The organism is Marinimicrobium alkaliphilum (assembly GCF_003259155.1).
GTDB lineage: Bacteria > Pseudomonadota > Gammaproteobacteria > Pseudomonadales > Cellvibrionaceae > Marinimicrobium_A > Marinimicrobium_A alkaliphilum.
This window is the reverse complement of the sequence record NZ_QGMQ01000001.1, coordinates 115,774-140,838: the sequence shown is the minus strand read 5'-3', so window position 1 is coordinate 140,838 and position 25,065 is coordinate 115,774. Positions and strand designations below refer to the sequence as shown.

Here is a 25,065-nt window from a genome sequence, read left to right as displayed (position 1 = left end):
ACCTCAGTCTTCAAGCGCCTCTTGCGCGTCGGCTTCATCGGTTTCACCAACAACCGCGCGGGCAAAAGGCAGCATACCCTGGCCACTGTTGAAGGACGCGTGGTCGGTGTGCTCATCAATCAGCAGGTTCAGGTAAGCGCGAATCTGCTCGATGGGGATTTGATCGTTGGCTTGACGCGGCTCGAAAATCACCTGCCGCGCCTGCTGGGAGCGGCCATCAAAGCCGCTTTGAGCACTGACCGGACGCGCATTCAAGGCCGGCGACTGGAAGCCGGCTGGCGCGCTTGCAGAAGGCCGCAGCTCACTGCGCTCAGACTCTGCCATGGCTGGCGCCTCGCCGCCCACCGGTGCACTGCCACCGCCGTACTGCTGAACACCGAAAATCACCGCAGCCGCCACTGAGGCGGCTACCGCCACACGCCCAGCATTCTGCCACCAGCGGTTAAGCGCGCTCCCCCGGCCAGCGCCGAGAGCAGGTTCATCCGCAAGTGCCGCGCTCAGGCGCGCACCAAAGTCACTGGGCGCGGTTGCGGGCAAATCGCGACGCAGCGACGCGCTCGCCATCTGATAGCGGGACCAGGTGGCTTTGAGCTCAGCGTCAGACTCGCTCGCTTTGAGCAGGCGCTGCAGCTCCATCTCGTCGGCCTGATCGTCCATCAAGGCCGAGAGGGATTCGGCCAGCGGATGGTGGTGGGTCGGCTCTGTCATGGTGGGTATCACCTCTAAAGTACGTCGGGTTCAGCTTCTGTATTCACTGACCCGGAGCCACCCAAAAGGTTCAGCCCAGGGCCACATTTTCTTAACACTTGTTTACGCGGGATCCAATAGTGGCCGGATCTTCCGGTCAATGGCCTCCCGGGCACGGAATATGCGCGAGCGCACGGTGCCCACCGGGCAGTCCATGATCGCGGCAATATCTTCGTAGCTCAAGCCTTCCATCTCCCGCAGGGTCACCGCCGTGCGCAAGTCTTCCGGCAAATCCCGAATGGCCTTGTCCACGGTAGCCTGGAGCTCGTCGCGCATAAGGCTGTTTTCAGGCGTATCGATGTCCTTGAGCGCCTCGCTCCCGGTGTAAAACTCGGCGTCCTGAACTTCAACATCACTCGCTGGCGGGCGCCGGTTGCGTGCCACCAGGTGATTTTTGGCGGTGTTGATAGCGATACGGTATAGCCACGTGTAGAACGCGCTATCGCCGCGAAAGTTCGCCAGCGCGCGGTAGGCCTTGATAAACGCCTCCTGCGCCACGTCATGCACCTCGGCATGATCGCGGATGTAGCGGCTGATAATCGCAAAGATTTTATGCTGGTACTTGAGTACCAGCAGGTCGAACGCGCGCTTATCACCTTTCTGTACTCGTTCGACCAACTGTTGATCTGTAGTGGGCGCCTGCTGCGCTGCCATTCGATTTCCCCCAAGACCGCGGCTCTCGCCGGGGCATCATCCAGTGCTGATGTCGCTGGTGCTGGCCAACCCTCCGGTGGAAGGCGATTTTTGAGCCAGTGTTGACCGGGCGACAACCAAAAAGTTCTGCCGACAGTATAACGGTTTATGGCGTGTAGCTCAGCCCGGTCTGCGAGTGACCGTGGCGTGCGCCTATTACCCGAGCGCCAAGCTCCGTTATACTGGCGCTCTTCGGGCCGAGAGCCCTCACCTCCGACAGGATCTGGAACCGTTTAATGAGCACCCACTTTAACGCCGATGTTCTGGTGATCGGCTCCGGCGCGGCCGGGCTAACCCTGGCCCTGAGCCTGGCCGACAAGCACCGAGTCCATGTGCTGAGCAAGAGTCAGATCAGCGAGGGCTCCACCTGGTACGCCCAGGGTGGTATCGCTGCCGTGCTGGACGACGACGACTCGGTGGAGGCTCACATCGCCGACACCCTGGTGGCCGGCTCCGGCCTGTGCCATGAGGACGCCGTTCGCTTTACGGTTGAGCGCAGCAAAGCCGCGATTGGCTGGCTGATCAGTCAGGGGGTCAATTTCACCCGCAACAACGGTGGTGATACCTACCACCTGACTCAGGAAGGCGGTCACAGCCACCGGCGGATTATTCACAGCGCTGACGCCACCGGTCAGGCTGTGCACTCAACCCTGATCGAACGGGTCCGCAACCAACCCAACATCACCGTACACGAGCACCATGTAGCTCTCAATCTGATCACCCAGGCCGATACCGGCTCGCGCAAACTGCGCTGCTCCGGGGCTTATGTACTTAACAATCAGAACGACCGGGTGGAGGTTTTCCAGGCCAAGGCCGTGGTTCTGGCCACCGGCGGCGCCAGCAAAGTGTATCTCTACACCAGCAACCCGGACAGCGCCAGTGGCGACGGTATCGCCATGGCCTGGCGCGCCGGTTGCCGCGTGGCCAACATGGAGTTCAACCAGTTTCACCCCACCTGTCTGTACCACCCCAAAGCGAAAACCTTTTTGATTACCGAAGCCCTGCGGGGCGAAGGTGCGGTCCTGCGCTTACCCAACGGCGAGCGCTTTATGCCCCGTTTCGACAAACGCGCGGAGCTGGCGCCGCGGGATGTGGTGGCCCGGGCCATTGATCACGAAATCAAACGTCTGGGCTGCGATTGTGTGTACCTGGATATCAGCCACAAATCGCCCGAGTTTATTACCGAGCATTTCCCCACCGTCAAAGCCCGCTGCCTGGAGTTTGGTATCGACATCACCCGCGAACCTATCCCGGTGGTGCCCGCAGCTCACTATACCTGCGGCGGCGTGGTGGTCGACACCGATGGCCAGACCGACCTGCAGCAACTGTACGCCATTGGCGAGGCCTCGTTTACCGGGTTGCACGGCGCCAACCGCATGGCCAGTAATTCGCTTCTGGAGTGCATCGTCTACGCCCAGTCTTCAGCCGAACATATTGCCGCCAACCTGGACCGCATCGCCACACCCGACACGTCACCGGACTGGGACGAATCGCGCGTCACCAATTCCGACGAAGATGTGGTTATCTCTCACAACTGGGACGAGCTGCGACGCTTCATGTGGGACTACGTAGGTATCGTACGCACCCGCAAGCGCCTGGAGCGGGCCGCGCACAGGATCAAATTGCTCAAGCGGGAAATCGCCGAGTACTACAGCAACTACAAAGTCAGCAGTGATCTGATTGAGCTGCGCAACCTGGCAACCGTTGCGGAGCTGATTATCCGGTCGGCAGCAGAGCGCAAAGAAAGTCGCGGCCTGCACTATTCACTCGATTACCCCGAGCTGTCCCCGGTCGCCAGAGACACGGTACTGGTCCCCACCAACTTTGCCGGCCAGGACGTCATCGTCAGCAAAAACGCCTGAGTCCCAGACACCTAGCGCTCAGTGGATACGCTCGCGCCCGGCGGCGGTATTCAACCAGACACGCAGTCGTCGCTGGTCCTCAGCGGGCGCCGAATCCGGCCACCATACCAGGGTGCAGCGCTGCCCGTCGGCGCGTTTCAGCGGGACAATCACTAACCAAGGCCAGAGCAACACTTCGCCCGCAAAGCGCCAGTCTCCGGCGAAGCACCCGTTGGGCCCGGTGTGATCCTGCAGCTGCCAGCATCCGCCATACACAGCCGCTAGCCGGGGCAGACGCCGGTGCTGCCGGAGCGCATAGGCGGCATTGGCAAGTACGGCCGGCACTGCGACCAACAGGAGCAGAGCGAAACCCGGACGGGCCGGAATGAGTGGTAATACAGAGAGTATCAACAAGAGCACCGCCAGGGTGGCGATGCCAAGTAAAGCCCCCACATAACAGCGGGACGACCTTAGCGGGACGGGTGCCAGCTCTGGCAGTGGGCGCCGACGCGCGGGCTCACTGGGGGAACTTGGCGTCCGGGCCAGTGGTTTGTCGAACAAGGGTCACAATCCTTTGCAATTCCGGGTCCTCTGGGTCCTGGCGGCGCATAAACCAGGCAAACATATCCTGATCCTCACACTCCAGAAGCTTCCAGTAACTTTCTTTATCCGCTTGCTCCAGCGTCGGGTATACCCTTTCCAGAAACGGCATCAATACCAGATCCAACTCCAGCATGCCCCGTCGGCTACCCCAGAATAAGCGTTTTTCGTTCACCATCATTACCTGCGTTGTTAAGCGTGAGCAGAGTATAACGGAAAAGCCCCGGACTTGGGTGCCCCCCCCTTTTGCTTTGCCGGCTTTGGCTCTATGATGGCGCTTTCAATGATTGCGACGTCAGACAGCAGGAGTCCCGCGCCTCTATGAGCCAAACCAGTGCCAGCACGTGGATGTGCGAACTACAGCATCAGGGCCTGCTCGCCCTGGACGGCCCCGACGCCGAGCGTTTCCTTCAGGGTCAGGTGACCTGTGATGTACGAGAGCTCGACAGCCGCCAGACCCGCATCGGCCTGCAGTGTGACCTCAAGGGCCGGATACTGACCAGTTTTCGCGCCTGGCGCGACGGTGACGAGAAAATTGTGCTGCGCATGCACCGCGAGTTGGTGGATACCACCTGTGACGCCCTGGGCAAGTACGCTGTGTTCTTCAAGGTTACGCTGACCAACATCAGCGACGCCTACCTCGGGATTGGTATCGCCGGTCCCGACGCCCGCAGCCGAGTCGAGGCTCTGGTGGGCGGAGCCCCAGAAGCCGATGGCCAATTCTGGCACAACCACCACCACCGGGTGATCCAGCTTGACCCCGAGCGCTTCGAATGCTGGTTGGCAGCCGACCAGGCTCCGGCATTGATCCGCCAACTGCTTGAGCACTGTGGCGTCAAACCCGCGAGCGCCTGGCAGCTACTGGATATCCGCGCCGGGCATGCCGAAATCACCCCTCAGACCCGGGGCCAATTTACCCCCCAGGCGCTCAACTACCAGTGCCAGAATGCCATCAGTTTCCGCAAGGGCTGTTATACCGGGCAGGAAGTGGTCGCTCGCCTGCACTACAAAGCCAAACTCAAGCGGGTGATGTTTCGCTGTGATTTGCGTGAGCTGGCGTCGCTGCCAGCCCCCGGCAGTGTGATCGAGTACCCCGTTGCCGGTACGCTGGTCACCGCTGCCAGCGACGGTGACACAAACGAGGGCCTGGTGGTTGCCGGACGCGACCTGGATAGCGCGAGTCTGCTACCCTTACCCTACAGCCTACCCGAAGAAGAAGCCTGAAAGGACCCGACCGACTATGAGCCAACTGGTAGCCAAAGTTCGCCAGGACATCATCCACGCCATCGATAACGATCAGCTGGTACTGCCCACCCTGCCCGAGGTGGCATTGCGAGTGCGCGAAGTGGCCGACAACCCGAATTCCAGCCTCAACCAGTTGGCCGATGTCATCGGCAACGACGCGGCCCTGAGCGCGCGCCTGATCCGCGTCGCCAACAACCCCTTGATTCGCGCCAACCGCACCATCGACGACCTGAAAACGGCCCTCGGACGCCTGGGTATGGAGTATACCTGCAACATTGCGACGGGTCTGGCCATGCAACAGATGTTTCAGGCCACCTCCGACTTGGTGGACAACCGCCTGCGCGCGGTCTGGAGCCGCTCCACCGAAGTGGCGGGCATCAGCCATGTGCTCTGCCGCCACTACACCGACTTGCGCCCTGACCAGGCCACTCTGGCGGGGTTGATCCACCGGATCGGGGTGCTCCCGATTCTGACTTACGCCGAAGAACATCCCTCACTGCTGGTGGACAGCCTGACGCTTGACCGGGTCATTGAAGAACTGCACCCGGAGCTGGGCGACAAGATTCTGAACACGTGGGATTTTCCCGCAGAGCTGGCGCGCATCCCGTCCCAGCATCTGGATTTCGGCCGTGACGTAAAACGTGCGGACTATGCCGACATCGTGACGGTTGCAGCCCTGCAGAGCGCTATGGACAGCAACTCGACGCTGACCGAAGTGGACTACCGAGAGGTGAAAGCGTTTGCCCGCCTGGGCCTCGATCCGGATATGCAGTTGGCTGAAGCCGAGGACCTGTCCGACGAAATGGCGGCCGCCATGGCCATGCTTGAGGGCTAAAGCCGCCAGTCGATCGGGCGCTGTCCGCGCTCGCTCAAATAAGCGTTGGCCGCCGAGAAATGTCCGTTGCCGATAAAGCCCCGATGGGCCGACAAAGGCGAGGGGTGGGGCGAGCTCAGTACCTTGTGACGCTGAGCGTCGATAAGGCGACCTTTTTTCTGGGCGTAGCTGCCCCAAAGCATAAACACCAGCCCCTCCCGCGTCTCATTGAGCACCTGGATGACACGGTCAGTGAAAGGCTCCCAACCCTGGCGTTGATGCGAACCCGCTCGCCCGTGCTCCACGGTCAGCGTGGCATTGAGCAACAATACCCCCTGATCGGCCCAGGCCTGCAAGCAGCCATGCTCGGGCACTGGATGACCCAGGTCCCGCTCTATCTCCTTGAAAATGTTCTTGAGCGACGGCGGTGCGGGCACCCCCGGCGCGACGGAAAAACACAATCCGTGGGCCTGGCCCGGACCGTGATAGGGGTCCTGCCCCAAAATCACCACTTTGACCTGATCCAGTGGCGTGGAATTAAACGCATTGAAGATTTGTCCGGAGGACGGGTAAAGGGTCTTCCCCGCCTGCTTCTCGCGCCGCAGAAAAGCGCGTAGTGCCTGCATGTGCGGCCGCTCAAATTCCGGCGCCAGATGCGCCAGCCAGCTGGGATGCAAATCAATGGCTCTTTCACGGGCGATCCGGGCGTCGGTCATAAATAGCACTCGCACTTATCTGTAAATGTTGATGGGTGAAAAGCATACCAGAAGCTCCCTACCCTGTTGAATGTCGCGCAGCTCCCAAAGCTCCAATCTAAATGGCAATCCTTCTCATATAGTGTTGACATTGATTCTCAATAACAATAAACTGGGGTCATTGTTTGATCTTTAGCGCACCCGCGCAAGGCAGGGTTATGTACGTTTGTCTGTGTAAAGGTATCACCGACCGCCAGGTCGAAGCGGCGATCGACGAAGGCGCCACCACCCTTGGCAAGCTGCGCAAGGCTTTGGGTGTCGCGAGCCAGTGCGGCAAATGCGGTGTCACCACCCGTGAGATTCTCACCGGATGCTTGGCCGCTACGCCCGATAAGAGCCCTGCCCCCTTTTACGCCGCCGCCTGAGGGTCCTCAGGCGACCTGCCAGGAAACAAGAATCACTTGCCATTGAATTGTTTTTCCTTCCCTGACAGTGGCTTAGGCGCTGACGCGCTTGACAGCCGCACCTCCTCGGACCAGACTTGAGATCATTGCAACCCGGAGAGGATTTCATCATGAAAGGTGACCCCAAAATCATCGCCTGCCTGAACCAGGCGCTGGCCAACGAGCTCGTTGCCATCAATCAGTACTTCCTGCACGCACGCATGTACAAGGATATGGGTCTCAAAATCCTGGCCGACAAGGAATACGAGGAGTCCATCGACGAGATGAAACACGCGGATCTGCTGATTGAGCGCATCCTGTTTCTCGAGGGCTTGCCCAACCTGCAAGACCTCGGTCGTCTGCATATCGGCGAAAATCCCGAAGAAATGCTCCAGTGCGACCTCAAAATCGAACTCAAGGCCATTCCCGACCTGCGCGAAGGCATTGAGCTGTGCGAATCGGTCAAGGACTACGGCAGTCGCGAGCTGCTGGAGCAGATTCTGACTTCAGAAGAAGAGCATGTGGATTGGCTGGAAACCCAACTGGGCTTGATCAAATCTGTCGGCTTGCAGAATTACCTGCAATCCCAAATGGGCGCGTAGCCCACCGAGCAACGCGAGGCCCCAGTGTGAAGGTAGCCGTATTCAGCAGTAAGCCCTACGATCAGGATTTTTTGGAGCGCGCTAACCAGGGACAACACGAACTGGTTTTCCACATGCCGCCACTGAACCGCGACACCGCCCTGCTCGCCCAGGGCTGCGACGCGGTGTGCGGCTTCGTGAATGATAATCTCGACCGGGATACGCTGAACCAGTTGGCGGAACACGGGGTACGCTTGGTGGCGCTGCGCTGTGCGGGCTTCAACCAGGTCGACTTGTTGGCCGCAGCCGAATTGGGTATTACCGTAGCCCGAGTCCCGGAATACTCGCCCCACGCCGTGGCAGAGCACGCGTTGGCCTTGATACTGATGCTCAACCGCAATTTGCACCGAGCCTACAACCGGGTGCGTGAAAACGACTACTCCCTGAATGGCCTGCTCGGGTTTGATTTGGTGGGCAAGACCGTGGCGGTGATCGGTACCGGTAAAATCGGGCAGACCTTTGCGCAGATCATGCTCGGCATCGGCTGCCGGGTTGTCGCCTACGACCCTTTCCCCAACAGCGAGCTGACGGCCCGAGGCGTGGACTACCTGAGCCTTGAAGCTATTTGGGCGCAGGCGGATATCATCTCCCTGCACTGCCCGCTCAATGACGCGACTCACCACCTGATTGACGCCCAGTCTATCGCACTGATGAAGGACGGCGTGATGATCATCAACACCGGACGCGGCGCCCTGATTGATACCAAGGCTGCAATCAGCGCTCTCAAACAGCGCAAAATCGGGTATATGGGGCTGGATGTGTACGAGGAGGAGGCCGATATCTTTTTTGAGGATCACTCCAACCACTTGCTGCAAGACGATGTCTTCGCCCGGCTAATGACCTTCCCCAACGTTGTGGTTACCGGCCATCAGGCCTTCTTTACTCACGAGGCGCTCACTGCCATTGCCCGGATTACCCTCGCCAACATCACTTTTTTTGAACAGCAGAAACTGGACAAGGTTTGGCTGGTCAACCCGCCAGCACCTGATCCACAACCCGCAGGTGAATAATCAGTGTGTCGCTGTTGATCTCCAGGCTGCGAAAGTATTCTTCGGCCATCGGTGCAATACCGCAGTTGCGGGGTAGCGGCGCGCGCGCCTCGATCAGCTCATAGGCCCGGGGAATAAAAATAAACTGCAACCACTGGGGAAAGGTCAGGGTATCGATTGCAAAGGGTTGCATGCTGTCGAGCTTGTCGGACGCAGGCGTATGCCGCTGCCACAGTTCCAAGTCTCGCAGCTCTTTTTCAATGTCCATCAGAATGGACGCCAATTGTAGATGTTTGTCGCTCATCGATGAATCACCTGAGTGAAAGGCGGTAGGGCTTTAAGCAGTGCCTTACCATAACGTTTAGTCAAAATCCGCCGATCGAGCAAGCTCACCCGCCCGGTATCTGACTCGGTGCGCACCAGTCGCCCGCAGGCCTGAATCAGCCGCAACGAGGCATCGGGCACAGTAATTTCCATAAAAGGGTTGCGCCCCTGGGCTTCTACCCACTCGGACAAAGCCGCCTCGATCGGGTCGTCGGGCACCGCAAAGGGCAACTTGGCAATAATCACATGCTGGCAATAGTCGCCGGGTAAATCCACGCCTTCGGCAAAACTCGCGAGACCAAAGATGACACTGTTCTGGCCCGCATCAATACGCTTGCGATGTTCTGTGAGCATTGCCTGTTTGGACTTGTCGCCCTGGACGATCACTCGCTCACGCCAGCTGCCCGGCAAGCCATCAAAGACGTCGAGCATCTGCCGGCGCGAGGAAAACAGCACCAGGCTTGCATCGTCCTTGGCCAACCAGTCAGGCAGGTGCTCAACCAGGGATTCGGTGTGGGCCCGAGCATCATTTGCCTCCACCGCCCACCCGGGCACCTCGAGGGTCGAACGGCTGAAATCAAAGGGGCTGGGCACCGCTTCGTAGTGGCTGTCTTTGGGCGTTCCGGCGCGCATCGCAAAGCGATCGAAGCGCCCCAGCGCGGTGAGCGTCGCCGAGGTCACGACCGCACCGCAGCACTCATTCCAGAGTGAATACTCCAGCGTGCGCGCGGCCAGTATCGGGCTCGAACACACTTCGATATCCATCGCGCCCTGACGGTCAGCCAGGGTCAACCAGCGCGCCCGGGGTACGGCACCTTTCGGATCGGGCGTAGCGTAGCTCGCCCACAGTTCGCGGTTGACCTCAGCCCGGGCCTGCCAGCTGCCGAGCGCCGGGTAGTGGCGCTCCAGGTCTACCTTGGGCACCGGACAATGCGCGTCTTCCATGGCCTCGCCCACCTCCTTGACCATTTTGTTGAGCAGCTCACTCAATCGATCAAAGCCCCGATGCAACTCCACCGCCTGCAGGAGTATCTCCCGCGGAACCACGCCGTTCTCAAAGCGATAGTGACTCTGGCGGTCGTCCAGGGCCAGAGTCTGCACCAGGGCGTCGAACTGCGGATAAAGCTGATCCAGACGCTGCTTGCAATCCATCAAGGCGGCGGGCAATTGCTCACCGTAGCGGTCGATATTGCCCGCGCCACTGAGCTCCCCCAAGGTGGCGTCCAGCGCCCGATTGCACTGTTCCAGCCAGCGGCTGGTGCCGAGCATTCGGCTCTGATGAGCGAAATGATTGAGCGCCTTGACCGGCAGGTGGTGACCCTCATCAAAAACGTAAATCGTGTCCGCCGGATCGGGCAGTATTGCGCCGCCGCCCAGCGCCAGATCCGCGAGCACCAGGTCGTGGTTAGTCACAATACAGTCGACACTGCCAATCTGGTCTCTGGCCTTGAAGAAGCTGCAGGCGGAGACATTGGAACAGCGCCGGCCGGTGCACTGACGGTGATCTGTGGTGACCCGCTGCCACTGGGTCTGCTCCAGCTCTTCCGGCCAGGTATCGCGCTCGCCATTCCAGCGGTTGGCCGCCAGGGCATCAACCATCGACTGATAAATTTTAACCGCCTCTTCGGTCACGCTGGGCAGCTCGTCCTCGTACAGTGCCCGGGTCGGATTCAGACCGCTCTCACATTCGGCGAGGACATTGTCGAGTTTGGTCAGACAGAGATAGCGACCGCGACCTTTAGCCAGCGCAAAGTTGAACGGCAGATCGGTGGTGCGCTGCAGCTCCGGCAGATCCTTGGCGATAATCTGTTCCTGCAAGGCCACGGTAGCGGTGGCAATCACCAGCTTTTTGTTCATGGCCTTGGCCACGGCCAGCGCCGGCAGCAGATAACCGACGGTTTTTCCGGTACCGGTGCCCGCCTCGAGTACGCACACATGGCCACCGTTCTGGCGCACACCTTCCTCGTCCAACTCAATGGCACCGAGGGTTCGGGCAATCGCCGCAATCATCAATTTCTGGCCGTAACGCGGCTGAAGTTCCTTGCTGTTCAAAAATTGCCGGTAAGCGGACTGGATGCGTGCCTTGACCTGATCATTCAGCATAAAGGTTCTCAGGCGCTCGCCAGCTTGCTGGCCACCGGGTTGGCGTAGTTCTCAAGTGCAAGCCTGCGCTGCTCTGAAGGAATCGCCTGCATGCGCAGCTCAAACTGGTGCCGCTGGGCCCTGAGTGCGGCCGGATCGTAGGGCTCACGGTGGGGACCCCAGGTCACTCGAGGCACCTCGCCGTGCAAAAGCTCCCAGGCGAAGCAGTTAGTAGGCTGCAACACGTAGTGCTCAAGTATCTGCTGGTCAATCTCGCTCACTACCTGGTCATCGTCACTGTAGTCACCCTGCAGGGGGCGGCCAAAAGCGACGTGCACTCGGCCCTTTTGCCCGGATATGCCCAAAGCGATACTTTTGACGTCCTCATGCTGCTCTTTTTGATAACCGCCGCTGGTGCGCTGGTGATACACCTCGCGCGCCTTGGCGGCGTCGCAGGGGTCCCATTCATAAGAAATCGACACGGGGACAATATTGAGCTGATGCACATAATCCGCCAACGGCGCGGGCTTGGGCTTGCTCAGGGTCAACATGCCGATTACCGCAGGGTTGGTTTTGTCCTTGCCATCTTTGGCGCGCCCCTCGCGCTGGGCGATCCAGATATTGGCCCGGTCGTTGACGATGGAATGGTGAATGTAGGCTGACAGTTTCTTGGCTGCCTTGAACTTCTCCCGCGCCGCCTTGGCCGAGCGGTTGACGATAAAGCTCTTATTGAGCCGCATCAGGTCCGAGACATAGGGCTTGGTCAGTAAATTATCCCCGATCGCGATGCGCAAGGTATTGAACCCGGCGTGATACAAGGTCCAGTTGACAAAGGCCGGGTCCATGGCGATGTCCCGGTGGTTACTGATAAACAGGTACGCCTGTTGAGGATCGAGCCGATCCAGGCCCGACGTGGTCAAACCCGAGGTGGTGGTCTCGAGCATGGTGCGCATATACTTCTCGATGACCAATTGAAAATCGTATACTGATTGCACCCCCGCGAGTTGACGGCGCATAGCCCGACGCACCAGAGGACGCAGCAGCGGACCGACCAGGCGGCTGGCGCGGGGAAACTTCAGGCGCGTAACCGCCTCGGCCAACTCCGGGTCGGCCAGCAGGCGGTCGAGCACCGGGCGGACTTCGTGATCGTGGTAAGGGCGAATATCGTCAAAATCGGTCATTGCAGGGTCTGTTACCTTGTGGGAGCCAAGCCGGGAAAATAGCCGCACAATGTACCGAAAAAAGGCCTAAAATGCCACTGCTGGCTGGGTTTTGGCAGGAATCCGGGCACGTCGCCCCGCCAACCGATAAGCGGCGTGCGAAAGGCCTGAATGGACCGTTCTTCGGCACCCGTTGCAGTGGCTTTCGACGCCACCAGCCGATACACTATCGCCAACAATAAACAGGCATCGGATAAGGGACCCTATGAATATCCTGCTCGTTGAAGACAGCGCCACGTTGCGCCATGCTATGTCGCGCTACATGACCGATGCCGGTCATCGGGTGGTCGTCGCCCAGACCGGCGAAGCGGCACTGCAGCTGCTGGAAGATACGTCAGTTGACATGATTATCATGGACGTTGAACTGCCCGGTCTGAACGGTTTTGAAACCACCCGCCTGATTCGCGAATGGCTCGGCGATCATTGGATCCCAATCATCTTCGTCACCGGCCGCAACGAAGACGAGAGCTATCGCGAGGGTATTGAAGCCGGCGGCGACGATTATCTGATCAAACCGATCAGCCAAACCATTTTACAGGCGAAAATTCAGGCCATGGCGCGCATCACCGAGATGCGCGATCAGCTCAAGCAACTCAACACCGAGCTGGCGGCACTGAGCGAACGCGACAGCCTGACCCAGGTGCTCAACCGGCGTACCTTCAATGAACGCGCCGACCGGCTCTGGGCCCAAGCAGAGCGCCAGCAGACCGCACTGTCAGTCCTGATGATTGATGTCGACCACTTCAAGCTCTACAACGACCACTATGGCCATCCCGCCGGCGACCGCTGCCTGAAGCAGGTCTGCGATGCCATCAGCGCCTGCCTGCAACGCCCGCTGGACCTTGTCGGCCGCTACGGGGGCGAGGAATTTATTGTCGTCCTGCCGGAAACCGGGCGCAGCGGTGCCAACGAGGTGGCCACCAGCATCAACCAGGCCGTGGCGGCTTTGGCGGTACGCCATGAGGTGTCGCCCACGTGCCCGGTCGTCACCGTCAGTATCGGCGGCGCCTGCTGCGAAAGCACCGGCCGCCATTCACTGGAAGACCTGATCAAACACGCCGATCGGGCGCTCTACAAGACCAAACACGCCGGGCGCAACCACGCGCAGGTCGACGACGTCGAGACCCATAAAACCCTGTTGATTGTCGACAGTGACCATGAGCGTTTACAGTCTTCCGTGGACGCCATGCAGTCCCACTGTAATATCCTTACCAGTGACCGGGCCGACGAATGCCTGGAGATGGCGCTGGACGCCTCCCCGGATCTGATCATTCTGGAAAGCCGGCTGGCGAATCAGTTCAGCAACAAGCTGCAGCTGCAGCTGGCTCAGAACCCGAAAACCGCGCGCATCCCGCTGCTACTGATTGCGGACAGCCTGGCGCTGCCCCGGGAAGTGAACACCGATATGGTGAGAGATTATCTGGACGCACCCTTTACCCCCGGCACCCTGGTCGGCAAGGTACAGGAATTACTCAACTGAGCGGCGCGCACGGATCACCTGGGGCTGGTTCGGCGGCTGGTAGCTGGCCGAGCGCTCGCGCTCGTATTGGCGTGCCGACTGCGCGACGGGCCCACTGTCACCGGTTTCCAGCCAACGGCGGATACGCCCGGCATCGCCGAGCGGCGAACGCGAACCGAGCGAATCCAGCATCACATACACCAGCGGCTCACCGTCACCCTGGGCAACCATGACCAGGCACCGGCCTGCGGCCGATAAATACCCGGTCTTGCTCAGTTGTACATCCCAGCGTGCCCGGTGCACCAGAACATTGGTGTTGCCGTAGTCGAGTCCATAACGCGGGCTCCGGAAATTGACCCGGTGATAGGTGCGAGTAGAAAAGTCGGTCAGCTCCGGGTGGCTGTGAGCGGCGCGCACCAACTTGATCAGGTCAGCGGCGGTGGAAGTGTTCTGAGCCGACAACCCGGTAGAGTCGACAAAGTGGGTATTGTGCATCCCAAGCTCCCGGGCCTTGTCATTCATCGCCTGAATAAAAGCCGCGTACCCCTGCGGGTAGTGGCGCGCCAGCTGGTAAGCGGCCAGGTTCTCCGACGACATCAGTGCTATCGTCAACAGGTCGCGTCGCGTCGCCTGAGAACCGATACGAATGCGCGAATAGGCATTGGCCGGTGCCGGGTAGGCGCGCGGCAGAATTTCCAGCCATTCATCGAGCGGCTGCCCCGAGTCCATCACCACCAGTGCCGTCATCACCTTGGTGATCGAAGCGATGGGCACCACCCAGTCGGCCCGCTTATCGACCAGTAGCTCCCCCTCGGCCAGCGGTGCGGCCGCCGCGGCCAGCGACGCCAAACGCAACTTTTCCAGATCGAGGGCCGGACTATCGGCCTCCGCCGCCTGAGTCAGTTCTTCACTGGGTACCCGTGTAAACTCAAACTCTGCGACAGCCAACGCTGACCACAGACTCGCAACTACAAAAAACCACACCCGCATCACAGTTATTACACCTTACGCCGTGAATTGTACCAATTGACATCGCGGGCATATTTGTCCACCTGCTCGACCACGTCAAGAACCAGAGCAAACAGCGCCATACGCACTAACACGCCATTGTCTGCCTGACGAAAAATGGCCAGATTGGGATTCTCATCCAGGTCATTGTCCAGCTCATTGGCATCCGCACGCGAGTCTCTGGGCAGCGGGTGCATAATCACGGTATTGGGTTCACAGTACTGGGTGTAGATGGCCTGATTGAGACGGAAGCGCCCGCGGTACAGATCTGCTTCGTCCTTGGTGGCAAAGCGCTCTTCCTGAATCCGGGTCGAGTAGGCAATATCCACATGGCCGATACTCTGGGGCAGATCCTCAGTAATCGTCACCGAGTGCCCGGCCTGACGCAGCTGCTCGACGATGGCCTCAGGCATAGCCAGCTCACCGGGGGATACCAGAGTCAACTGCACGTTATCAAACAGGCACAACAGCTTGCACAGGGAGTGCACGGTGCGCCCGTATTTGAGATCGCCAATCATGGCGATGCGCAGCCCGTCGATATCGCGACCGTGGGAGGCCATCTCCTTGCGGATGGTGTACAGATCCAACAGCGCCTGGGTGGGGTGTTCGTTCTCGCCGTCACCGCCGTTGATCACCGGCACCCGGCTGGCATGAGCGAACTCCTTGACCGATCCAGACACCGGGTGACGCATGCAGATCACATCGCTGTAGCCCGAAAGTACGCGTGCTGTGTCGTGCAGAGACTCACCCTTGGAGATTGCAGAACTGGCAAAGCCGGTGGTTTCGCGCACCTCGCCACCGAGCAGATTGAATGCGCAGCCAAAGCTGATGCGTGTGCGGGTGCTGGCCTCAAAAAACATATTGCCCAGAATGGCCCCCTCGAGCACCCGCGTTACCCGCCGGCGCAAGGCGTAGGGCTGCATGCTGTCAGCGACGGCAAACACTCGCTCGATGTCGGCGCGCTCGAACTGGGCAATGGACAAAATATGGGCACCGGTAAAATTCACATTCTATCCTTAGCGGCTATCCGCTGATCTGACGGGTGGAAAACTCGGGCGCTATTTTAGCGGTATAGACCGCACCGGGGGAAGCGAATCGGCGAATTTACGGTGGACAAATGGGCGCTCAGGGCTTAACTTTTGCTGTTCACCGCCGCTATCCCCTTCAGTGGCGCGAAGGTTTCGATCGTCAATACCCAAAACACAAAATCATAGGATGCTAAGTGGCTGATCACCCCGATACGCTCTCGAAATACTGCACAGCCGACACCGCTCTGAAAATCCTTCAGTCACAGCGGTTGCGCTGGAGCGCCCCGCACCTGCTCGGCGATCCGTTTGAGCTCCACCACCGGACCACCCTGACCTTTGATCCCCACTCACTTCTCGATGCCGCGATTCAGACCGCCACCGCGATGATTTTTTCGCGCGACGCGCCCGTGGGCAACTCGCCGCTCACCACCGTGGTACGCCGCTGGCGCGACGAGGATCGGTTTTCGTCGCAGGAGGAGGCCGAGGAAGTGCTGCGCGACCTGATGGCGCGCATGGTCGACAAGCGCCAGGAGGCCATCGACGAAATGATGGCCGATTGGCGGCGCTTCACCCGTCACTTGCGCATCGTCAGCTTCAGCGCCAAGCCCGATAACCTGGCCTGCTGGCAGCGTTTTGCCGATTCCCACCGGGGAGCCGTGATCCGCATGCACTGCGGCGGTTACACCAACCTCAAAGAGCCGCACGCGGTGGAATATCGGGCCAATCGCCCGGAAATCAGCTCGCTCAAGGAACAGCTCAACGCGGTACTGCACAACGAGCAACCCAAAGTGCAACACAGCTTTGGCGACAAATTTTTGGTCAAGCCCCAACTGGCCAGTACCGAGCAGGAATGGCGCTGCTTCCACAATGCCGAACACGAAGCCAGCAGCCGCGAGAACGACGACAGCCTTTGGTACGACGACCGTCCGTTCGAGCGTGCCGATATTTCAGCGGTCTACTTCGGCGCGTTCATGCCCAGCGAGGACAAACGCAAGCTGTGGGATCTGCTGAAAGAGCAATACGCCGATGCCCGGGTCTTCCAGGCAGAACCGGCACCAGGTAAGTACGAAGTGGCGTTCAAGCGCATCACCCGCCAGGGCTAGAGCTCACTCAAGGGGCAGATCGGCGGTATCTGCCAGGGGCACCCGCCTGGGCAAGGACGGCGCGACGCGTGCCAACGCCTGTAGGGCTGTGGCCCGGTAGGTGGTCAATTTGCCACCGACCAGCGTTAACAACCTGGGCTGCTGCGGTCGATCCACGGCCATGATGACTTCGCGCGAACGCCCGGACGCACTGCCCTCGCCCTTGGGCAGCACCCTCAGGCCCGCAAAGCTGTCCATCTGTCCGGGGTCAATGTTCACTCCGGGGAAATAATGGCCCAGGGTTTCCAGCAAATAGGCCTGCTCATCCTCCAGACAGTGAGCCTTGGCGGGGTCACCGGTATACAGTGTTTCGGTGGTTCCGAGCAGCAATCTGTTCTGCCAGGGTAAGGCAAATACCCCCCGTCGATCGGCGGGGGCTTCCAGATAGTAGTGATGATTAAGGACCGGGGGCAGCAGCAAATGCGCACCTTGCACCAGCTCCACGGCCGGCATGGGCGGCGCAGGTTCAATGTGCTTGAGCAGTTCAGTAGCCCAGGGACCGGCGGCATTGATCAGCACCCGAGTACGCACCTGATGCTCGCGTCCGCCCTGGGTGTAAGCCACATCGCAACCCTCAGCATCGATGCGCCCCTGCAGAAAACGCGCGGGCAGGGCCAGCTCGGCGCCCAGGGCCCGGGCCGAGCGCATCACCGCGCGAGTCAGGGCGGCGTCATCGGTTTGCGCCTCGTAGTAGCGAAACACCTGCCGCAACTGGTCGGTTTTAAGGCCATCCAAATCGCCCCACTCGGCGCGGGGCACCCGTGAAAAACGTGCCTCTTTGGCCATGCCCGCCAGCAGGCGGTACAGGCTCAAGCCGGCCGCTAGGGTAAAGGGTGAGCGCGCGGAGTCGCGATAAACGGGGATATGCAGGGGGCTCAAGTGGACCAGATTGGGGGCCAAGCGCAGCAGAATGGTCCGCTCCTGCAAACTTTCACGCACCAGCCCCAACTGCCCGGTTTCGAGGTACCGCAAGCCGCCGTGTATCAGTTTCGAGGATTTACTGGAGGTACCGTTTGCAATATCACTCTGCTCCAGCACCAGCACCGAATAGCCCGCAGCGGCAGCCGCTTGTGCCACGCCAGCACCCTGAATTCCCGCACCAATCACAACGATATCGTACTGCATACGCGCTTCCCGCCCACTCGATGACTAGAGTCTAGCAGGCGCTTGGACCGCAGTGCGGGAAATTAATCCCCGGCGCCCGGCGGCGGGACGAAGTTGCCAAACGGCAGGTGTGCCACTTTGTCGCCTTTGAAGTCACTGATCTTGGCCGCGCCCTCTTTCTCCACTTCGTCGATCCGCAAAATGGCCTGCATGGGAATGTACGAGCGACGCACACCCGCGAACTCATTCTTCAGCTTCTCTTCCGACGGATCCACCACCACACTGGACCGCTCACCGAAAATGAATTCCTCCACCTCGATAAAACCGTACATATCGCTCTGGTAGATGGCCCCGGCGAAGACTTCGTAAACCTGGCCCTGGTTGATGAAAATCACTTTGTAGATGGGTTTGGCAGCCATAGTACTCTCGGAAATGACACTTGTTGGACGCCCGGCAGAGCCGCGGACGGTCAAGGGCGCGAAGGATAGCATAAATCAATACCGGATTTGATCGATTTTCGGCCTGTGGCGGTGGGCAGAAGCCTCCCGGCTCGCTATAATGCGCACCCGCTCGATTGCATATTTTTTAACCAGGTGTTTGATCTATGACCAGCCGCCCCGAAACCGGTGCCAAAAAGCTCTACATCAAGACCCACGGGTGTCAGATGAACGAGTATGACTCAGCGCGCATGCGCGATCTGCTGGGCGAGTCCCACCAGATGGTGGCCACCGAGAACCCGGAAGATGCCGACGTCATCCTGATCAATACCTGCTCAATCCGCGAAAAAGCCCAGGAAAAGCTGTTCCACGAGCTGGGCCGCTGGAAGCAGCTGAAGCAGGCCAAGCCAGAGCTGGTGATCGGCGTGGGCGGCTGCGTTGCCAGCCAGGAAGGGGACGCCATCGCCAAACGCGCCCCCTTTGTGGACCTGATTTTTGGCCCCCAGACCCTGCACCGCCTGCCGGAAATGATGGCGACCCCGCGCGACAACGGCGCCGTGGTGGTGGATATCAGCTTCCCGGAAATTGAAAAATTCGACCGCTTGCCAGAGCCCGAAGCCGACGGCGTCAGTGCTTTTGTGTCCATTATGGAAGGCTGCTCCAAGTACTGCACCTTCTGCGTCGTGCCCTATACCCGGGGCGAGGAAGTCAGCCGCCCGGTGGCAGACGTGCTCGCCGAGGTGGTGCACCTGGCGGGCCAGGGCGTGCGCGAAGTCAACCTCCTGGGGCAGAACGTCAACGCCTATCGGGGCGCTGGCGACGATGGCTCAAGCGTTGACCTGGCGGAGCTGATCACCTACGTGGCCGCCATCGACGGGATCGATCGCATCCGCTACACCACCTCTCACCCGGTGGAGTTCAGCGATGCCCTGATCGACGTCTACGCCGAGGTCCCGGAGCTGGTCAGCCACCTGCACTTGCCCGTACAGAGCGGCTCGGATCGCATCCTGATGGCCATGAAGCGCGGCCATACCGCGCTTGAATACAAGTCCAAGATTCGCCGCTTGCGCGCCATCCGTCCGGACATCAGCCTGTCCTCGGACTTTATCATCGGCTTCCCCGGGGAAACCGAGGCCGATTTTGAGGCCACCATGAAACTGATCAACGATATCGGGTTCGACACCTCGTTCAGTTTCATCTACAGCGCCCGCCCGGGTACGCCGGCGGCAGAGCTGCCGGACGACACTCCCATGGCAATGAAAAAGCAACGCCTGAAAATCCTTCAGGACCGTATCACTCAGCACGCGCTGGGTATCGGCCGCAAGATGGTGGGCAATACCGAACGTATTCTGGTCACCGGCTACTCGAAAAAAGACCCCGGCCAGCTCTCGGGGCGCACCGAAAACAATCGCGTCGTGAACTTTCGCTGCGATGACCCGTCACTGATTGGCCGGTTTGCCGATGTACTCATTGAGGAGGCCCTGCCGAACTCACTGCGTGGCACGCTGCTTGCCTCAGAATCCGATGCCGACTGGCAATAACAGCCGGTTTATTCCCGGCAGTTACTATAATCTTGGCGGTAATAAGAAAAAGGCCCTTAACTAACCTTTTACCGTCATGTTTTATGGTTTACGCTTTAAGTGAACTCAGCCACAAGAGACCCACATATCATTGAATAGTCATGCAGTAACAGCCCCCGATACTGTCACCCGACAGTTGACGCTGGAGCCTGACGACAATCGCCGTCTCGCGAGCCTCTGCGGCCAGTTTGACGAGCACTTGCGCCAGATCGAACAGCGCCTCAATGTGAAAATCCACAACCGTGGCAACCAGTTCTCCCTGACCGGGTCTGCCCAAACCACCCAAACCGCCGCCGCCGTTCTACACCAACTCTACCGGGATACGCACGAAAGCGAACTGACCCCGGATGAGATTCATTTGGTGTTGCAGACGTCTGGCGTAGAGGCCCTTATGAATCAGATCAATACCTCTGTTGACGAGCTCGATGACGTGGGTGACGGTCAATCCATTACCCTGATCCGCACCAAAAAATGCACCATCAAGCCGCGCGGCAAGAACCAGCAGCGCTATGTCAGGGCAGTACAGGGTCACGACATCAATTTCGGGGTCGGTCCTGCGGGTACCGGCAAGACCTACCTGGCGGTAGCCTGTGCGGTCGAGGCTCTGCTCAAGGAGGATGTGGAACGCATTCTGTTGGTTCGCCCGGCGGTTGAAGCGGGCGAGAAACTGGGCTTTCTGCCCGGCGACCTGGCGCAGAAGGTCGATCCCTACCTGCGTCCCCTGTATGACGCCCTGTTCGAGATGCTCGGCTTTGAAACCGTGGGCAAGCTGATCGAGCGCAACGTGATCGAGGTGGCACCCCTGGCTTATATGCGCGGGCGCACCCTGAGCAACTCCTTCGTGATTCTGGATGAAAGCCAGAACACCACCCGCGAGCAAATGAAGATGTTCCTGACCCGGATCGGCTTCGGCTCCACGGCGGTGATTACCGGCGACCCCAGCCAGATCGACCTGCCCAAAGGCCAGCAATCGGGCCTGCGCCACGCCATTGAGGTGCTGGAGAACGTCAACGGTATCAGCTTTACCCATTTCGGGGCCAAGGACGTGGTACGCCATCCGCTGGTACAACGCATCGTCGAAGCGTATGATGCCGCCGAAGACACGTCTCAGGTGGACACCAACCCGACCCCATGAATCTGCACATAGATACCCAGGTGGCGAGCGCCAGCGAGGCGCTGCCCACCGACGACGAAGTTGAGCGATGGGTGGCCGCTGCCCTGGCAGCGGCCGACTACGCCCGCCCTCACGCTGAAATCAGTCTGCGCATTGTCGACGAACCCGAGAGCCAATCCCTGAACCGGGACTATCGGGGCAAAGACCAGCCCACCAATGTGCTCTCCTTCCCTGCCGACCTTCCCCCCGAGTTGGATCTACCCCTGCTCGGGGACCTGGTGATCTGTGCGCCGGTGGTGGCGCGCGAAGCCCAGGAGCAGGGCAAGAACCCCACGGCACACTGGGCGCATATGCTCGTGCACGGAACACTGCACTTACTGGGCTATGATCATATCGACGACGCCGAGGCCGAGCTGATGGAGAGCCTTGAAACCCGCATTCTCACCCGTTTACACTACCCCGCTCCCTATGGGCACGAAGAGCCCCAAAACGACAGATGATAACCATGACGGACGACCCCACGAGTAGCAGCGTTCAGCGCCATCAGGACAAATCCTGGCTGCACAAGCTGGTGCAGGCTTTCAGCGCTGAACCCAAATCCCGCGACGAATTGCTGGAAGTGATCAAGGAGGCTGCCAACAATAAGCTGTTGGACCAGGAGGCCCTGAACATCATTGAAGGGGCACTGGATGTCTCCAGCCGGCAGGCGCGGGAACTGATGATCCCGCGTACCCAGATCGTCGCCATCCGCATCGACGAGACGCCCAAGGAGTTCCTGCCCAAAATTATCGAGTCGGGCCACTCCCGCTTTCCGGTGATTGGCGAGAGCTTTGACGATATCAAGGGCATCCTTCTGGCCAAGGATCTGCTGCGTCTGATGCTCGAAGGCACCACCGATTTCAAACTTGAGGACATCATCCGCACGGCCAACGTCGTGCCCGAGAGCAAGCGGGTCAACGTTCTGCTGCGCGAGTTCCGGGAAAAACGCTACCACATGGCGCTGGTGATCGACGAATACGGCGGCATCTCCGGCCTGATCACCATCGAAGATATTCTGGAAGAAATCGTCGGCGAGATTGAGGATGAGACCGACGAAGAAGTCAGCGACGAGACCATCAAAAAGGTGGGCGACGCCGATTACATCATCAAGGCGCTCACCCCGATTGAGGACTTTAACGACTACTTCAAGGCGGGCCTGAGCGATGAGGACTTCGATACCATCGGCGGCATCCTGATGCAGGAATTCGGTCACCTGCCCAAACGCAATGAAGTGGCTACCATCGACAACTACCAGTTCCGGGTACTCTACGCCGACAACCGGCAAATCCATCTGGTGCGCCTGACTTTGATGGACGCGTGAACCCGGCGCCCCTGAATCTCGATCGAACACTGTTGCACCAGCCCCTGTGGCTGGCCGCCCTGCTGTCCCTGATCGCCGGCACCCTGCCCACACTCTCGCTCGCGCCTTTCAACCTCTGGCCCCTGGGCCTGCTGGGCGCAGCGGTCTTTGCCCTGTGCCTGCATCAACGCAACGCTCGCACGGCCCTGGCGCTCGCCTTCTGCTTCGGCCTGTCTCACTACGGCGCCGGTGTTACCTGGGTCTACGTCAGTATTCACACCTACGGCAATGCCAGCGCGCCCCTGGCGGCGCTGCTCACCGGGCTGTTTGTGGCCTTTATGGCGGCGGTCTTTGCTCTGCCCTGGTGGGCCTGGGGCCGCTGGTTCAGCGCCCGCCCTCTGGGATTGCTGCTGGGCTTCCCCCTGTTCTGGCTGCTTGGGGAGTGGCTGCGCACCTGGCTGCTGACCGGCTTCCCCTGGCTCTATCTGGGCTATGCCCATCTGGATACCTGGCTCGCGGGCTGGGGGCCGGTGGGCGGCGTCATGGCCATCAGCCTGATTGTTACCCTGAGTGCCGCCACCCTGGCCCGCTGGGTGTGCGCCGACCTCTCGGCCGAGCGTCGCGCACTCTGGTGCACCAGTGCCCTTTGCGCCCTGCTCTGGCTGGGCGGCGGCGCCCTCAAGCCGGTGGCCTGGACACAACTGGACGAAGAACCCATCCGCGTCGGTATGGTGCAGCCGGACATTCCCCAGGACATCAAGTGGGACCCGGGCTTTGCCCTGCCCACCATGAACCTGCTGCGGGAAATGAGTGAGGAGCTGTGGCAGTACGACTGGCTGATCTGGCCTGAAGCCGCCGTGCCGGTCACCTACCACCGGGCCCTGCCGTTTCTCGACCAGATGAGCGCCATGGCCGAGGATACGAACACCGGTCTGATCACCGGTATCATCTTTGACGATCCCAATCGCCGGGTGTACTACAACAGCGTCGCCGGTTTTGGGCCCGCCATGGGTATTTACCACAAACGCCGCCTGGTACCTTTTGGAGAGTATGTGCCACTGGAAAGTTGGCTGCGGGGCCTGATCGAGTTTTTTGACCTGCCCACATCCATCATCACGCGGGGCCCGGAGGGCCAGCAAGGCCTGGACGTCGACGGTGTGGGTATAGCCGCCTCCATTTGCTATGAAATCGTCTATCCGGATCTGGTCGCGCGCGGCGCGCGGGACAATCAGGTGTTACTGACCCTGAGCAACGACGCCTGGTTTGCCGACTCCATCGGCCCCAAGCAACACATGCAGATGGCGCGTATGCGCGCCCTCGAAACCCGGCGCTACCTGGTGCGCAGCACCAACAACGGCATCAGCGCGATCGTCGACCCTCGGGGCGAGATCCAGGTCCAGAGCAACCAGTTTGTGGCCGAAACCCTGGCCGGCGAAGTCCACGCCGCTCACGGCAACACCCCCTTTATGCGCTGGGGCAGCATCCCCCTGGTCATCCTGCTGATCGCAGGACTGGCTGGACTGCCTCTGGCAGAATGGCGGCGCCGGCGTCGCGCCGGTTGAGCCGAGCGCACAGCTGGTTTATCCTCCCCGCCTCTCTCACTGCGGTTTAGCTCAGTCTATGGATACCACCCAAACCCTGCCCACCCCGAGTCTGCGCCAGCGCCTGGCGCGCTGGATCGACAGCCCCCGGGTGCAGAATGCCATCATCGCGATTATTGTCCTCAACGCCATTACCCTGGGCTTGGAGACGTCGAACCGGATAATGGCCACCGCCGGCGGCCTGATCACGGCCATTGAGCAGGTCGTTCTGGCGATTTTTGTGGTGGAAATCCTGCTCAAGCTGGTGGCCTTTGGGCCGCGCTTTTTCCGCAGTGGCTGGAATATTTTTGATTTTGCCATTGTCGGCATCGCCCTGATGCCGGCCACCGGGCCCTTTGCCATACTGCGGGCTCTGCGCATTCTGCGGGTCCTGCGCCTGCTCACCAAGATCGACCGCCTGCGCCATATCATCGAGTCGCTGCTCAAGGCCATCCCCAGCATTGGCTGGATCGTGTTCCTGCTGCTGATGGTGTTTTATATCTTCGGGGTCATGGGTACGCAACTCTTCGGTGAGTCCTTTCCCGAGCATTTCGGGCACCTGGGCAGGACCCTGTATTCCCTGTTCCAGATCATGACTCTGGAGAGCTGGTCCCAGGGTATCGGACGCCCGGTGATGGCGGTCTACCCCTTTGCCTGGGTGTATTTTATCAGCTACATCCTGATCACCGCCTTTGTGGTGCTCAACCTGTTTATCGGTATCATCGTCAGCACCATGCAGGAAAAACACTACGAGGAAGAGGCCCAGCGCACCGCTGAGATCGAGGAAAAGGCCCACAAGGAGCGCGAGGAGATGGTCAGCCTGATGCGCGAGATGAACGAGCGCCTGCGGCGGCTTGAGGAGCGCTAATCAATAGCTAAAAACTATTGTCGTCGAATATAGAATAAACCCGGCGTGCTACCTTTACACCCAACACTCGGT

At 60.0% G+C, this 25,065-nt stretch carries 26 protein-coding genes; 14 read left to right on the top strand and 12 right to left on the bottom strand.

Annotated features, from left to right (window positions below):
• Positions 1-3: 3 nt before the first annotated feature.
• Complete coding sequence (locus DKW72_RS00625) at positions 4-708, bottom strand: sigma-E factor negative regulatory protein (RefSeq protein ID WP_111640390.1); 705 nt, start codon at positions 706-708, stop codon at positions 4-6.
• 102 nt (positions 709-810) lie between these two features.
• A complete protein-coding gene (gene rpoE / locus DKW72_RS00620; RefSeq protein WP_111640389.1) occupies positions 811-1,401 on the bottom strand; it encodes an RNA polymerase sigma factor RpoE in 591 nt (196 codons plus the stop codon).
• A 275-nt stretch (positions 1,402-1,676) separates the two neighbouring features.
• On the opposite strand from rpoE, the gene nadB reads away from it, so the two are divergent.
• Positions 1,677-3,302 (top strand): L-aspartate oxidase, encoded by a 1,626-nt coding sequence (gene nadB, locus DKW72_RS00615; protein WP_111640388.1) that lies wholly within the window; start codon positions 1,677-1,679, stop codon positions 3,300-3,302.
• An 18-nt stretch (positions 3,303-3,320) separates the two neighbouring features.
• Here the strand turns inward: nadB and DKW72_RS00610 are convergent, their stop codons facing one another.
• Both DKW72_RS00610 and DKW72_RS00605 read right to left on the bottom strand, forming a co-directional pair.
• Positions 3,321-3,842, bottom strand: coding sequence for a protein YgfX (locus tag DKW72_RS00610; RefSeq protein WP_332835780.1), 522 nt, complete (start codon positions 3,840-3,842; stop codon positions 3,321-3,323).
• Positions 3,799-4,056, bottom strand: a complete 258-nt coding sequence (locus tag DKW72_RS00605; RefSeq protein ID WP_111640894.1) for an FAD assembly factor SdhE — start codon at positions 4,054-4,056, stop codon at positions 3,799-3,801. The genes DKW72_RS00610 and DKW72_RS00605 overlap by 44 nt, the downstream gene beginning before the upstream one ends.
• Before the next feature lie 146 nt (positions 4,057-4,202).
• Between DKW72_RS00605 and ygfZ the strand changes: the two genes are divergently transcribed.
• Entirely contained in the window at positions 4,203-5,105 is a 903-nt protein-coding gene (gene ygfZ, locus DKW72_RS00600; protein WP_111640386.1) for a CAF17-like 4Fe-4S cluster assembly/insertion protein YgfZ, read from the top strand.
• Positions 5,106-5,121: 16 nt separating this feature from the next.
• Positions 5,122-5,961, top strand: a complete 840-nt coding sequence (locus DKW72_RS00595; RefSeq protein WP_111640385.1) for an HDOD domain-containing protein — start codon at positions 5,122-5,124, stop codon at positions 5,959-5,961.
• On the opposite strand, the gene ung is transcribed toward DKW72_RS00595, so the two are convergent.
• Positions 5,958-6,656, bottom strand: coding sequence for a uracil-DNA glycosylase (gene ung / locus DKW72_RS00590; RefSeq protein WP_111640384.1), 699 nt, complete (start codon positions 6,654-6,656; stop codon positions 5,958-5,960). The two genes, DKW72_RS00595 and ung, sit on opposite strands and share 4 nt — an antisense overlap.
• A 197-nt stretch (positions 6,657-6,853) precedes the next feature.
• On the opposite strand from ung, the gene DKW72_RS00585 reads away from it, so the two are divergent.
• From DKW72_RS00585 to DKW72_RS00575, 3 genes are all read left to right on the top strand, one after another.
• Positions 6,854-7,060, top strand: coding sequence for a bacterioferritin-associated ferredoxin (locus DKW72_RS00585; protein WP_111640383.1), 207 nt, complete (start codon positions 6,854-6,856; stop codon positions 7,058-7,060).
• A 149-nt stretch (positions 7,061-7,209) separates the two neighbouring features.
• On the top strand, positions 7,210-7,680 hold the full coding sequence (gene bfr / locus DKW72_RS00580; RefSeq protein WP_111640382.1) for a bacterioferritin: 471 nt from the start codon (positions 7,210-7,212) through the stop codon (positions 7,678-7,680).
• 26 nt (positions 7,681-7,706) lie between these two features.
• Positions 7,707-8,729, top strand: coding sequence for a 2-hydroxyacid dehydrogenase (locus DKW72_RS00575; RefSeq protein ID WP_111640381.1), 1,023 nt, complete (start codon positions 7,707-7,709; stop codon positions 8,727-8,729).
• On the opposite strand, the gene DKW72_RS00570 is transcribed toward DKW72_RS00575, so the two are convergent.
• The 3 genes from DKW72_RS00570 to DKW72_RS00560 are packed head-to-tail and all read right to left on the bottom strand — an operon-like array spanning position 8,689 to position 12,295.
• A complete protein-coding gene (locus DKW72_RS00570) occupies positions 8,689-9,012 on the bottom strand; it encodes a YqcC family protein (protein ID WP_111640380.1) in 324 nt (107 codons plus the stop codon). The genes DKW72_RS00575 and DKW72_RS00570 overlap by 41 nt on opposite strands.
• Entirely contained in the window at positions 9,009-11,135 is a 2,127-nt protein-coding gene (dinG, locus tag DKW72_RS00565; RefSeq protein ID WP_111640379.1) for an ATP-dependent DNA helicase DinG, read from the bottom strand. The genes DKW72_RS00570 and dinG overlap by 4 nt, the downstream gene beginning before the upstream one ends.
• 8 nt (positions 11,136-11,143) lie before the next feature.
• Positions 11,144-12,295 carry a 1-acyl-sn-glycerol-3-phosphate acyltransferase gene (locus tag DKW72_RS00560; RefSeq protein ID WP_111640378.1) on the bottom strand — a complete coding sequence of 384 codons (1,152 nt, stop codon included), beginning with the start codon at positions 12,293-12,295 and terminating at the stop codon, positions 11,144-11,146.
• Positions 12,296-12,539: 244 nt separating this feature from the next.
• Between DKW72_RS00560 and DKW72_RS00555 the strand changes: the two genes are divergently transcribed.
• Positions 12,540-13,814 carry a diguanylate cyclase gene (locus DKW72_RS00555; protein ID WP_111640377.1) on the top strand — a complete coding sequence of 425 codons (1,275 nt, stop codon included), beginning with the start codon at positions 12,540-12,542 and terminating at the stop codon, positions 13,812-13,814.
• Here the strand turns inward: DKW72_RS00555 and pbpG are convergent.
• Both pbpG and DKW72_RS00545 read right to left on the bottom strand, forming a co-directional pair.
• Positions 13,803-14,783, bottom strand: coding sequence for a D-alanyl-D-alanine endopeptidase (pbpG, locus tag DKW72_RS00550; protein WP_111640376.1), 981 nt, complete (start codon positions 14,781-14,783; stop codon positions 13,803-13,805). The genes DKW72_RS00555 and pbpG overlap by 12 nt on opposite strands.
• Before the next feature lie 8 nt (positions 14,784-14,791).
• The gene (locus tag DKW72_RS00545) at positions 14,792-15,808 is read right to left on the bottom strand and encodes an aspartate carbamoyltransferase (protein WP_111640375.1); all 1,017 of its coding nucleotides are present in this window, start codon (positions 15,806-15,808) and stop codon (positions 14,792-14,794) included.
• A 215-nt stretch (positions 15,809-16,023) separates the two neighbouring features.
• Between DKW72_RS00545 and DKW72_RS00540 the strand changes: the two genes are divergently transcribed.
• Positions 16,024-16,932 carry a DUF2971 domain-containing protein gene (locus tag DKW72_RS00540; protein WP_111640374.1) on the top strand — a complete coding sequence of 303 codons (909 nt, stop codon included), beginning with the start codon at positions 16,024-16,026 and terminating at the stop codon, positions 16,930-16,932.
• Between the two features lie 3 nt (positions 16,933-16,935).
• Here the strand turns inward: DKW72_RS00540 and DKW72_RS00535 are convergent, their stop codons facing one another.
• Both DKW72_RS00535 and DKW72_RS00530 read right to left on the bottom strand, forming a co-directional pair.
• Complete coding sequence (locus DKW72_RS00535) at positions 16,936-18,096, bottom strand: glycerol-3-phosphate dehydrogenase/oxidase (RefSeq protein WP_111640373.1); 1,161 nt, start codon at positions 18,094-18,096, stop codon at positions 16,936-16,938.
• 62 nt (positions 18,097-18,158) lie between these two features.
• The gene (locus DKW72_RS00530; protein ID WP_111640372.1) at positions 18,159-18,494 is read right to left on the bottom strand and encodes a DUF1820 family protein; all 336 of its coding nucleotides are present in this window, start codon (positions 18,492-18,494) and stop codon (positions 18,159-18,161) included.
• A 185-nt stretch (positions 18,495-18,679) separates the two neighbouring features.
• Here DKW72_RS00530 and miaB point away from each other — a divergent pair, with 185 nt between their 5' ends.
• The 6 genes from miaB (at position 18,680) to DKW72_RS00500 (ending at position 24,993) form a co-directional block, all read left to right on the top strand.
• Positions 18,680-20,053, top strand: a complete 1,374-nt coding sequence (gene miaB / locus DKW72_RS00525) for a tRNA (N6-isopentenyl adenosine(37)-C2)-methylthiotransferase MiaB (RefSeq protein WP_111640371.1) — start codon at positions 18,680-18,682, stop codon at positions 20,051-20,053.
• 124 nt (positions 20,054-20,177) lie between these two features.
• Complete coding sequence (locus DKW72_RS00520) at positions 20,178-21,227, top strand: PhoH family protein (protein ID WP_408631098.1); 1,050 nt, start codon at positions 20,178-20,180, stop codon at positions 21,225-21,227.
• Positions 21,224-21,706, top strand: a complete 483-nt coding sequence (gene ybeY / locus DKW72_RS00515) for an rRNA maturation RNase YbeY (RefSeq protein ID WP_111640369.1) — start codon at positions 21,224-21,226, stop codon at positions 21,704-21,706. Before DKW72_RS00520 ends, ybeY begins: the two co-directional genes overlap by 4 nt.
• 5 nt (positions 21,707-21,711) lie before the next feature.
• Positions 21,712-22,566 (top strand): HlyC/CorC family transporter, encoded by an 855-nt coding sequence (locus tag DKW72_RS00510; RefSeq protein WP_198411173.1) that lies wholly within the window; start codon positions 21,712-21,714, stop codon positions 22,564-22,566.
• Positions 22,563-24,107: an apolipoprotein N-acyltransferase gene (gene lnt, locus DKW72_RS00505; RefSeq protein ID WP_111640368.1), complete on the top strand. Its 1,545-nt coding sequence runs from the start codon at positions 22,563-22,565 to the stop codon at positions 24,105-24,107. The genes DKW72_RS00510 and lnt overlap by 4 nt, the downstream gene beginning before the upstream one ends.
• Positions 24,108-24,165: 58 nt before the next feature.
• Positions 24,166-24,993, top strand: coding sequence for an ion transporter (locus tag DKW72_RS00500; RefSeq protein WP_111640367.1), 828 nt, complete (start codon positions 24,166-24,168; stop codon positions 24,991-24,993).
• The last annotated feature ends 72 nt before the right edge of the window (positions 24,994-25,065 follow it).